The sequence below is a fragment of the Streptomyces odonnellii genome, from assembly GCF_000981895.1.
GTDB classification, from domain to species: domain Bacteria; phylum Actinomycetota; class Actinomycetes; order Streptomycetales; family Streptomycetaceae; genus Streptomyces; species Streptomyces odonnellii.
The window spans coordinates 1-9905 of sequence record NZ_LATD01000389.1 but is presented as its reverse complement, the minus strand read 5'-3'; the positions used below and the strand labels follow the sequence as shown (position 1 = coordinate 9905).

The following is a 9905-nucleotide window of genomic DNA, read 5'->3' as shown; positions in this document are numbered from 1 at the left end:
CCGGTTCCGGGGCGGGTGGGGCTGCCCGCGGTGTACGCGGCGGCGCCGTACGAGGACGCCGTACGGTCCGTGCTGCTGGCCCACAAGGAGCGGGGCGCGCTCGGGCTGGCGGGGCCGCTGGGCCGGGCGCTCGCCGGTGCTGTGTGGGACGCCGCGCCGGCCGGTACGGGAGTGGGGCCGCTGTTTCTGGTGCCGGTGCCGTCCTCACGGCGGGCGGTCGGGGCGCGGGGACATGACGCGACGCGCCGGATAGCCCTGGCCGCGGCCGGCGAGCTGAGACGTACGGGCCGGGTGTGCCGGGTGCTGCCGGTGCTGCGGCAGCGGCGGGCGGTGGCCGACCAGGCGGGGCTCGACGCCCGGCAGAGGCGGGCGAATCTCTCGGGGGCACTGGAGATGGCGAGCGGGGGCGCGCGGCTGCTGGAGGGCGGCCGGGTGGTGCTGGTGGACGATCTCATGACCACCGGCTCTTCGCTCGTCGAGGCGGCAAGGGCACTGCGTGCCATAAGACGGCCCGGCATTTCCGGATTCGCACAGGTGAGCGCGGCAGTTGTGGCCGCACCGCCCCTCTCTTTCGAAATAAACCGGAACTGATCGAGATCTTGCATCTTCGCAGGTGAACGGGGAAGAAGCAGGGCTGAACAGAGGTATATGGCGGTAGCGGGTGCCGACAGCCGTCCGAGAGGGCTATGTTCGGTTATGAGGAATGGCGGAAGCCATCGCTCACTGAATGCACTGGTCTGCTTCGGCGTTTTCAGAACCTCGCAACTTCTGGGGTGGGGATCTTGCCGATGGGAAGGAGGAGGTGAAAGTCACCAAGTCCGAGGCTCCGGTGACTACTGGGGTCTGGTGCGACAGGGAGTAACTCCGCAGCGAGGCGGAGTGATCCGGGAACGGAGTTCTGCGTGGACATCGTCGTGAAGGGCCGCAAGACCGAGGTGCCCGAGCGGTTCCGCAAGCACGTGGCCGAGAAGCTGAAGCTGGAGAAGATCCAGAAGCTCGACGGCAAGGTGATCAGCCTCGACGTCGAGGTGTCCAAGGAGCACAACCCGCGGCAGGCCGACCGGTGCGACCGGGTGGAGATCACGCTCCACTCCCGCGGCCCCGTCATCCGTGCGGAGGCGGCCGCCTCCGATCCGTACGCGGCGCTCGATCTGGCCACCGGAAAGCTGGAGGCCCGGCTGCGCAAGCAGCACGAGAAGCGCCACAACCGGCGTGGCAACGGGCGGCTTTCGGCCGCCGAGGTCGCCGAAGTCGTTCCTGATGTGGCTCAGTTGAACGCGAACGGCCAGACCGCACGGGAAGAAGCCGCACAGGCCGTCCCCACCACCAGGATCGGCACGCTCGAAGTGCAGGGCGACGGGCCGCTGGTGGTCCGGGAGAAGAACCATGTGGCCGCGCCCATGACGCTCGATCAGGCTCTCTACGAGATGGAGCTGGTCGGGCACGATTTCTATCTCTTCGTCGATTCCGACACCAAGGAACCCAGCGTCGTCTACCGGCGTCATGCTTACGACTACGGAGTGATCCACCTCAGGACCGACCCGTTCGCCGGCTCGGAGACGGGTGGTGCGGGCGGCGCCCTCGGCGGCTGAGCCACCGGTCGGCGGACCGCGAGCACAGGGGCTTGTGGAAGGGCCGGAAACCGGCTGGGACTCCGGCGGCGATCCGTGCTCCGGTGGTGCCCCTGAGCGCTCCCCGCGCCTCAGGGGCACCGGCGTCCGGCCGGAAGGATCACCGCACTGTCATCCAGGCATGAAATCATGGCGTCGCAAGCCAACAAGTGGTCTGCGAACTGCGGTTGGCCGGCTCTCATGAACTCGGGCCACTGGCCTTCAGGGGGAGGAACGATGGCGGACAGCTTCGGACCGGTGCACAGCGCGGACGATGCCGACAACACGGTCGGCGGCGCGCGGTCCGACGCCGACACGGACCGGGGCGGCTCCCGCAAGGAGCCGATCCGGGTCCTTGTCGTGGACGACCACGCCCTCTTCCGCCGTGGACTGGAGATCGTCCTCGCCCAGGAGGAGGACATCCAGGTCATCGGCGAGGCGGGCGACGGCGCGGAGGCCGTGGACAAGGCCGCCGACCTGCTGCCCGACATCGTGCTGATGGATGTACGGATGCCCAGGCGCGGCGGTATCGAGGCCTGCACCTCCATCAAGGAGGTGGCCCCCAGTGCCAAGATCATCATGCTGACGATCAGCGACGAGGAGGCCGATCTCTACGACGCGATCAAGGCGGGCGCCACCGGCTATCTCCTGAAGGAGATCTCCACCGACGAAGTGGCCACCGCGATTCGCGCCGTGGCCGACGGGCAGTCACAGATCAGTCCGTCCATGGCGTCCAAGCTGCTGACCGAGTTCAAGTCGATGATTCAGCGCACCGACGAGCGCAGACTGGTACCCGCGCCACGGCTGACCGACCGTGAACTCGAAGTCCTGAAACTGGTCGCCACGGGAATGAACAACCGTGATATCGCCAAGGAGTTGTTCATCTCCGAGAACACCGTGAAGAACCATGTCCGCAATATCCTGGAGAAGTTGCAGCTCCACTCCAGGATGGAGGCCGTGGTCTACGCGATGCGGGAGAAGATCCTGGAAATCCGCTGAGCGGTCAGAGGCCGGCCAGCGCCTCTGTCAGCGGGCCCCGCAACTCCGTAGCGTCGACACGCTCGACCCGTACGTCCGAGCAGCCGACCCACTCCGCCGCCTCCCGCAGCGCCCGGGCCATCGGCAGCACGGCCTTGCGGGTTTCCAGGGACACCTGCTTGGCGACCAGCGTCTTGCCCTCGCGCGCCGGGTCGACCCGGCCCAGCAGTCTGCCGCCGGACAGCAGCGGCATCGCGAAATAGCCGTACACCCGCTTGGGCTTGGGGACATACGCCTCCAGTCGGTGGGTGAAGCCGAAGATCCGCTCCGTACGGGCCCGCTCCCAGATGAGGGAGTCGAACGGCGACAGCAGCGTCGTACGGTGCCGTCCGCGCGGGGCGGTCGCCAGCGCCTCGGGATCGGCCCAGGCGGGCTTCCCCCATCCCTCGACCGTCACCGGCACCAGCCCCGAGTCCTCGACCACCGCGTCGAACTGCTCACCCTTGAGCCGGTGATAGTCCGCGATGTCGGCGCGGGTGCCGACACCGAGGGACCGGCCCGCGAGCCGGACGAGCCGGCGCAGGCACTCCAGGTCGTCCAGGTCGTCATGGAGGAACTCGCCGGGGACGGCGCGCTCCGTCAGGTCGTACACGCGCTTCCAGCTACGCCGTCCGGTGCACACGACCTCGCCGTACATCAGCGCGCGCTCGACGGCGACCTTCGCCTCCGACCAGTCCCACCACGGCCCGCCGTTCTTGGCGCCGCCCAGCTCCGTGGCGGTCAGCGGGCCCTCCGTGCGCAACTGCTTGATCACCGCTTCGTACGCGCCGTCCCGCAGGTCGTGGTACCAGTGCGGGCGGGCGCGGTAGGCGCGGCGGCGGAAGGCGAAGTGCGGCCACTCCTCGATGGGCAGGATGCACGCCGCATGGGACCAGTACTCGAAGGCGTGCGGTCGCGGTGACGACGCACCGAGGGGCGCGGGCGTCCAGTAGGCGTCCTCGACGGTCTTGCGGCCGACGGCGCCCAGCCGTGCGTAAGGGATCAGCTCGTGCGACCGGGCCAGCACCGAGATCGTGTCGAGCTGGACAGCGCCGAGATGGCGCAGAACCCCCCGGACGCCGCCGCGCCGGTCGGGCACACCGAGGAATCCCTGGGCGTCCAGGGCTATCCGGCGGGCCTCGTCGGCGGACAGTTCGGCGGCGGGCGGCGGCGCAGTCGTCATGGTCCGCACGATAGACCGCGCCACTGACAGTCAGCCGCGCGCCGGCAGATACGGATGCGCGCTCGGCAGCCCCAGATCGGACGGCAGCAGCGCCGCTATCCAGCAGTCACGCAGCGTGCCCCGGTGGAGCAGCCCCGCGCGCAGGACGCCCTCGATCATGAAACCGGCCTTCTCGGCGACGGCCCGCGAGCCAGTGTTGCCGACCTCGGCACGCCACTCCAGCCGCTCCGCGGCCAGCGCCGTGAAGGCCCAGCGGGCCATCGCCGTCACCGCCTCCGTCATGAAGCCGCGGCCCCGGTGCTCCCTGGCCGTCCAGAAACCCACCTCCCAGCCGCCGGCGCGCGGGTGGTGCAGGCTGATCGCGGCGATCACCGGGCCGCCGTCGAGGGGCTCCGCGACGAAGGTGTACTCGGTGTCGTGGCACCAGCCGTCCGGGACCGTGCGCCCGATGAAGTGCTCCGCGTGCTGCCGCTCGTACGGCGACGGGACCGGTATCCAGCGCTGGATCTCCGGATCCTGGCAGGCCGCGAGGATCGCGTCGGTGTCGGCCGGCTCCGGCACGCGCAGCCGCAGCCGCCGGGTGGTGAGAATGAGGGGCTCCATGCCCGGATTCTGCCGAGGCGTGCCGCTTATCACGAGTACATTTCCCGGGGCACCGGCACCTTCGGCCGGTTCCGCGCGTTCTCTTTGCGGGTGACAGCAGGCCGGCGTGACGGCGGCCCTCCCGGCGCGGGCGGGTCCTCGCTTACGATGGCCGTTGCGGTGGGGCCCGCCTGCCGTGCCCGCGCCCGTGTCCGTATCCGACTCACGTGCCAGGCCCGACCGGCAAGGAGACCAACCTCAGTGTCCGTCTTCAACAAGCTCATGCGTGCAGGCGAAGGCAAGATCCTGCGCAAACTGCACCGCATCGCGGACCAGGTCAACTCCATCGAAGAGGACTTCGTGAGCCTCTCCGACGCCGAGTTGAGGGCGCTCACCGCCGAGTACAAGGAGCGGTTCGCCGACGGTGAGAGCCTGGACGACCTGCTTCCCGAGGCCTTCGCGACCGTTCGCGAGGCGGCCAAGCGCGTCCTTGGCCAGCGTCACTACGACGTCCAGCTCATGGGCGGCGCCGCGCTTCATCTCGGCTATGTCGCCGAGATGAAGACCGGTGAGGGCAAGACCCTCGTCGGTACGCTGCCCGCCTATCTGAACGCGCTGTCCGGCAAGGGCGTCCACCTGATCACGGTGAACGACTATCTGGCCGAGCGCGACTCCGAGATGATGGGCCGCGTCCACAAGTTCCTCGGCCTGGAAGTCGGCTGCATCCTGGCGAACATGACTCCGGCGCAGCGCCGTGAGCAGTACGCCTGCGACATCACGTACGGCACGAACAACGAGTTCGGCTTCGACTACCTCCGTGACAACATGGCGTGGTCGCGGGAGGAACTGGTCCAGCGCGGTCACAATTACGCGATCGTCGACGAGGTCGACTCGATCCTGGTCGACGAGGCCCGTACGCCGCTGATCATCTCCGGCCCGGCCGACCAGGCCACCAAGTGGTACGGCGACTTCGCCAAGCTCGTCACCCGGCTGACCAGGGGCGAGGCGGGCAATCCGCTCAAGGGCATCGACGAGACCGGCGACTACGAGGTCGACGAGAAGAAGCGCACCGTCGCCATCCACGAGTCGGGCGTCGCCAAGGTCGAGGACTGGCTGGGCATCGACAACCTGTACGAGTCGGTGAACACCCCGCTCGTCGGTTATCTGAACAACGCCATCAAGGCCAAGGAACTGTTCAAGAACGACAAGGACTATGTCGTCATCGACGGCGAAGTCATGATCGTCGACGAGCACACCGGCCGTATCCTCGCGGGCCGCCGCTACAACGAGGGCATGCACCAGGCGATCGAGGCGAAGGAAGGGGTGGACATCAAGGACGAGAACCAGACCCTTGCCACCATCACCCTCCAGAACTTCTTCCGCCTCTACGGCAAGCTCTCCGGTATGACCGGTACGGCCATGACCGAGGCCGCCGAGTTCCACCAGATCTACAAGCTGGGCGTCGTGCCGATCCCGACGAACCGGCCCATGGTCCGGGTGGACCAGTCCGACCTGATCTACCGCACCGAGGTCGCCAAGTTCGCGGCGGTCGTCGACGACATCGCCGAGAAGCACGACAAGGGGCAGCCGATCCTGGTCGGCACCACCTCGGTCGAGAAGTCCGAGTACCTCTCGCAGCAGCTCAGCAAGCGCGGTGTCCAGCACGAGGTGCTCAACGCCAAGCAGCACGACCGGGAGGCGACGATCGTCGCCCAGGCCGGCCGCAAGGGCGCCGTCACGGTCGCGACGAACATGGCCGGCCGTGGTACGGACATCAAGCTCGGCGGCAACCCCGATGATCTGGCCGAGGCGGAGCTGCGTCAGCGCGGTCTCGACCCCGTCGAGCACGTCGAGGAGTGGGCGGCGGCCCTGCCCGCCGCGCTGGAGAAGGCCGAGCAGGCGGTCAAGGCGGAGTTCGAGGAGGTCAAGGAGCTGGGCGGGCTCTATGTCCTCGGCACCGAGCGCCATGAGTCGCGCCGTATCGACAACCAGCTCCGTGGCCGTTCCGGACGCCAGGGCGACCCGGGCGAGTCCCGGTTCTATCTGTCGCTCGGCGACGACCTGATGCGTCTGTTCAAGGCGCAGATGGTCGAGCGCGTCATGGCCATGGCCAATGTGCCCGACGATGTCCCCATCGAGAACAAGATGGTGACGCGGGCCATCGCCTCCGCCCAGTCGCAGGTCGAGCAGCAGAACTTCGAGACGCGTAAGAACGTCCTGAAGTACGACGAGGTCCTCAACCGGCAGCGTGAGGTCATCTACGGCGAGCGCCGCCGTGTCCTGGAGGGCGAGGATCTGCACGAGCAGGTGCGCCACTTCATGGACGACACGATCGACGCGTACATCCAGGCCGAGACCGTCGAGGGCTTCGCCGAGGAGTGGGACCTGGACCGGCTGTGGGGCGCCTTCAAGCAGCTCTACCCGGTGAAGGCCACCATCGAGGAGCTGGAGGAGGCGGCCGGCGACCGCGCCGGGATCACCGCCGAGTTCATCGCGGAGTCCATCAAGGACGATATCCACGAGCAGTACGAGGACCGCGAGAAGCAGCTCGGCTCGGACATCATGCGTGAGCTGGAGCGGCGTGTGGTGCTCTCCGTCCTGGACCGCAAGTGGCGCGAGCACCTCTACGAGATGGACTACCTCCAGGAGGGCATCGGCCTCCGTGCGATGGCACAGAAGGACCCGCTGGTCGAGTACCAGCGCGAGGGCTTCGACATGTTCAACGCCATGATGGAGGGCATCAAGGAGGAGTCCGTCGGCTACCTGTTCAACCTGGAGGTCCAGGTCGAGCAGCAGGTCGAGGAGGTCCCGGTGGACGACGCGGCGGCGCGGCCGTCGCTCGCCAAGCAGGACACGGTGGCCGCGGGGACCTCGCGGCCGGAGATCCGCGCGAAGGGGCTGGACGCGCCGCAGCGGCCCGACCGGCTGCACTTCTCCGCTCCCACGGTGGACGGCGAGGGCGGGATCGTCGAGGGCGACTTCCAGAACGCGGAGGGGCCGACGCGATCCACGACGGACGGGCTGACGCGGGCCGAGCGGCGCAAGGCGCAGAAGGGCAGCGGCGGCGGGCGTCGCCGCAAGAAGTAGGTCCTTCTGTAGGAAGTACGTGGCAGGAGGGCCAATCGGCCGGGACACGGGCCGGGGTGCGCACATGCGGTGCGTGTCCCGGCCCGTTCCTGTGCCGTGTGCTGTCTGCCGTGCCGCTGTCTGCCGTGCGGCTCACGGCGCGCCGTTCATGGCGTGCTGTTGAAGCGTGTGCCGTGCAGCCGACGTGTGCCGTTCACGGTGTGCCGTTCGGGTTCCGGCCGTCGGCGCGTACGCCGGGTTCGCCGCCCAGTTCGACGGCGGCGCAGCGCCAGCGCAGGTCGGCGCTCTGTTCCAGCCGGAAGGCCATGGCGCGGATCTGATCTCCCGCGGCGATGCTGGCGCAGGCCTCGACCACGCCCGGCCGCGGCTGGGAGCCATGGCAGGTACGGATGACCGGGACCGCGCCCCGGGCCCTGAGCGGGGTGCCGGGGGCGAGCCGGACGAGCTGTTCGTACGCCTCTCCGATGGTCCGGCCCAGCATCCAGTGCACCGGGCGGTGGCCGCTGAGGACGGCCAGCAGGCGTTCCGCGAAGAGTTCATGCGGGGCCGGCTGGCGGCGCCGCTGCGGGCGTACGGTGCCGGGCCTGCGTGGGTCGCGGCGGCCCGGGGGCCGGGGTGCGGCGACGGTCCTGGCCGCCGCGCGGTCCGCCCTGGTACGGGCGGGAGCTGTGGTGTTCGTGCGTGTGGTGGTGCCGGTGCGGCTGGTGATGCCCGTGTGCGTGGCGGTGTCGGTCGTGTTCGTCGCATGCATGCAGATCGCCCCCGTTCTGCCCGTCCGGTCCGATACCGGTCGGTAACTTGTGTTGGGGGATCTTTTACGGGCTCGGGGTGACGGCCGCAAGGCGGGTACGCCATCGGGGTACGGGGCGCCGGATTCACCTGTCCGAGTGACCGACGGGCGGCTGTGGGCGGGGGCGCGGGGTCGGGAGCGGCTTTCGGTGGACGCTCCGGGACTCCCTGAGCATCACCCCGAAGAGGGACTCCCGGACGTATCCTTGAGTGCTCTCCCGACGATGAAAGCGGCCACCTCATGCGCGTCTATGTCCCCTTGACCCTGTCCGGACTGGCGGAGGCGTACAAGACGGGTGAGGTGGGACCGGGGCCGCTGATCGCCTACGCGGTCACCCCGGGGCTGCGGGAGTGGTACGTCTCGGACGACATCGAGGAGCTGGAGTACGCGGCGCTGAACCGGGCCGCGGCCGCCTCGCTCCGGCTGCTGGCCGCCGATCCCGGGGTCGGACGGCGCCGGGTGGTCCTCGCGGCTGACGTGCCGGACCGGGAGGCCGTGTCGGACCCGGACCGCGGGCTGGACGCGGCGACGCTGGGCGAGGTGCGGATCGCCTCGCCGGTCGCGCTGGCCCGGGCCGCGGCGGTGCATGTCGACTCGGACGAGGCGGACGAGGACGTGACGGCCGCCGCCGCGGCGCTGGGGGCGGCGGACCACGGGGACGACGACGCGCAGTTCACGGTGGACGGCGCGGAGGACCACGAACTGCTCTGGTACGGGGTCCAGGAGATCCCGAACCTCATCGGCTGAGCGCCGGGCACCCCGCGCCGGGGCAGGTTATCCACAGGCAGGGCTCGATCCGGGCCGTTGTCGGACCCGGCCGGTACGGTTTCTGCCATGGGGAAGCAGAACACACATCTGGTCTGGGACTGGAACGGCACGATTCTCGACGACATCGACGCGGTCATCGGGGCGACCAACGCGGCCTTCGCGGAGATAGGGCTGGAGCCCATCACGCTGGACCGCTATCGAGAGCTGTACTGCGTGCCGATTCCGCGGTTCTACGAGCGGATGATGGGGCGCCTGCCGAGCGACGCCGAGTGGCTCGTCATGGACGAGACCTTCCACCGGCACTACACGGAGCGGCGCGTGCACTGCGGGCTGACGGAGGGGGCCGAGGAACTGCTGGAGGAGTGGCGGCGGGCCGGGCGCAGCCAGTCGCTGCTGAGCATGTACGGGCATGAGGAGCTGGTCCCGACCGTGCGGGGGTATGGGATCGAGCGTCACTTCGTCCGGGTCGACGGGCGCACGGGGCCCTCGGGGGGCAGCAAGGCGCTGCACATGGAGCGTCATCTGATCGCGCTGGCGGGCACGGGCGCGATATCCGCCGAGCACACGGTGGTGATCGGTGACGCGGTCGACGACGCGGTGGCGGCCGCGCATGTGGGGGCGCGGGCCGTGCTCTACACCGGAGGGACGAACAGCAGGGCCAGCCTGGAGGCGGTGGGTGTCCCGGTGGTGGACTCCCTGGCGGAGGCGGTCGCGACGGCGCAGAGCCTGTGAGGAGCCGGGCCTCCGGGCTGAAGCCGCCGCGGGCCACCAGCGCCGCACAGGGCCACCGGTGCGCGAAGCCTGTGACGCCGTGAGGCGCCGCAGGCCGGCGGGGGCGGCACCGTGGTGCGGGGTGCCGGGTGCGGGC

General features: G+C 69.4%; 9 protein-coding genes. 6 read left to right on the top strand and 3 right to left on the bottom strand.

From position 1 onward, the window contains the following. The 3 genes from WH07_RS30745 to WH07_RS30735 form a co-directional block, all read left to right on the top strand. Nucleotides 1-591: ComF family protein (locus WH07_RS30745; RefSeq protein WP_046507249.1), on the top strand; the 591-nt coding region annotated here is incomplete at its 5' end. 311 nt (nucleotides 592-902) lie between these two features. Next, nucleotides 903-1592 carry a ribosome hibernation-promoting factor, HPF/YfiA family gene (gene hpf / locus WH07_RS30740; protein ID WP_046507244.1) on the top strand — a complete coding sequence of 230 codons (690 nt, stop codon included), beginning with the start codon at nucleotides 903-905 and terminating at the stop codon, nucleotides 1590-1592. 255 nt (nucleotides 1593-1847) lie between these two features. Further along, the gene (locus WH07_RS30735; protein WP_046507242.1) at nucleotides 1848-2609 is read left to right on the top strand and encodes a response regulator; all 762 of its coding nucleotides are present in this window, start codon (nucleotides 1848-1850) and stop codon (nucleotides 2607-2609) included. A gap of 4 nt (nucleotides 2610-2613) precedes the next feature. On the opposite strand, the gene WH07_RS30730 is transcribed toward WH07_RS30735, so the two are convergent. Both WH07_RS30730 and WH07_RS30725 read right to left on the bottom strand, forming a co-directional pair. Then, nucleotides 2614-3810, bottom strand: coding sequence for a winged helix-turn-helix domain-containing protein (locus tag WH07_RS30730; protein ID WP_046507239.1), 1197 nt, complete (start codon nucleotides 3808-3810; stop codon nucleotides 2614-2616). A 30-nt stretch (nucleotides 3811-3840) separates the two neighbouring features. Continuing rightward, nucleotides 3841-4413: a GNAT family N-acetyltransferase gene (locus tag WH07_RS30725; RefSeq protein WP_046507236.1), complete on the bottom strand. Its 573-nt coding sequence runs from the start codon at nucleotides 4411-4413 to the stop codon at nucleotides 3841-3843. A 240-nt stretch (nucleotides 4414-4653) separates the two neighbouring features. Between WH07_RS30725 and secA the strand changes: the two genes are divergently transcribed. After that, nucleotides 4654-7479 (top strand): preprotein translocase subunit SecA, encoded by a 2826-nt coding sequence (secA, locus tag WH07_RS30720; protein ID WP_046507233.1) that lies wholly within the window; start codon nucleotides 4654-4656, stop codon nucleotides 7477-7479. Nucleotides 7480-7672: 193 nt separating this feature from the next. Here secA and WH07_RS41475 read toward each other — a convergent pair whose 3' ends face one another. Next, the gene (locus tag WH07_RS41475) at nucleotides 7673-8230 is read right to left on the bottom strand and encodes an Rv3235 family protein (RefSeq protein WP_408645960.1); all 558 of its coding nucleotides are present in this window, start codon (nucleotides 8228-8230) and stop codon (nucleotides 7673-7675) included. Between the two features lie 279 nt (nucleotides 8231-8509). Here WH07_RS41475 and WH07_RS30710 point away from each other — a divergent pair, with 279 nt between their 5' ends. Both WH07_RS30710 and WH07_RS30705 read left to right on the top strand, forming a co-directional pair. Further along, the gene (locus tag WH07_RS30710) at nucleotides 8510-9016 is read left to right on the top strand and encodes a DUF6912 family protein (protein ID WP_046507231.1); all 507 of its coding nucleotides are present in this window, start codon (nucleotides 8510-8512) and stop codon (nucleotides 9014-9016) included. An 87-nt stretch (nucleotides 9017-9103) separates the two neighbouring features. After that, nucleotides 9104-9769, top strand: coding sequence for an HAD family hydrolase (locus tag WH07_RS30705; RefSeq protein WP_046507228.1), 666 nt, complete (start codon nucleotides 9104-9106; stop codon nucleotides 9767-9769). Nucleotides 9770-9905 lie beyond the last annotated feature (136 nt).